Here is a 725-nt window from a genome sequence, read left to right as displayed (position 1 = left end):
ACTTTCTCATTTTGGATAGCATCAATACTTTGCGTGATTCGGATGCTTCGAAATCATCAAAAATTTTAGCAGCCGCAACACTTATTCCCGGAGCACAGTTGCTAAAGGATGGCTCGCTTATCCTGAAATTAGCAGGAAAAAGCAAGAATATTGAACGAATAATTACTTTTGCAGGTTCGGGTCTCGAGAAGACTTTAAACACCAAGCTAAAAAGCTATGAACAAGCACGAAATTTAACATTAGATATTGTAGGCGACCTTGGAGCAGATTCTAAAGCAGTTGTGGGAAGACTTCCGAGCAGTGCTGCGTATGGTAAGGTGATTGGTCGTCAGTCTGCGGACGGCAAACTGTTGTGGAGACTTGATTATGACCCTCAAAAGGGAATGCAAATAAATATTGAAGACTACCGAGCTGGAAAAGGGGACAAAGCTGTAAAACTGGTGATTCCTTTTGAGGGTAATGAAGATACGTTCATTTCTTTGTTGAAGCATTTGCAAAAATGAGTCAGGAGGGGCTTATTTGACTTTATTTAAAGAGCTAGTGAACTTATTAGGCAACAATGTGGAGATTGCGACGAATGAAGGGACCGAGAAGTTGTTTCAAGCTTTTGTGGAAAAGTATCCAGTTACAAGGTGGGGAAGAATAGATTGGGGTGTTCTGAAGGAAAAATACGAAACCGCTTCAATAGAAGGGGCAGCGGAAATTATCGATACCAAACTTAAAAA

The 725-nt window shown here is 40.7% G+C and carries 1 protein-coding gene and 1 pseudogene; both read left to right on the top strand.

Going from position 1 to position 725, the window contains the following annotated elements; genetic code table 11:
• A pseudogene (locus tag RBI05_RS19240) lies at positions 1-503 on the top strand (peptidoglycan-binding protein); the annotation flags it as partial.
• Positions 504-519: 16 nt separating this feature from the next.
• A partial coding sequence (locus RBI05_RS19235) for a CDI toxin immunity protein (RefSeq protein WP_456299750.1) occupies positions 520-725 on the top strand: 206 nt, incomplete at its 3' end.

The sequence above is a fragment of the Paenibacillus glufosinatiresistens genome (assembly GCF_031470375.1).
GTDB lineage: Bacteria > Bacillota > Bacilli > Paenibacillales > Paenibacillaceae > Paenibacillus_AQ > Paenibacillus_AQ glufosinatiresistens.
This window is presented reverse-complemented; position numbering and strand designations above follow the sequence as displayed.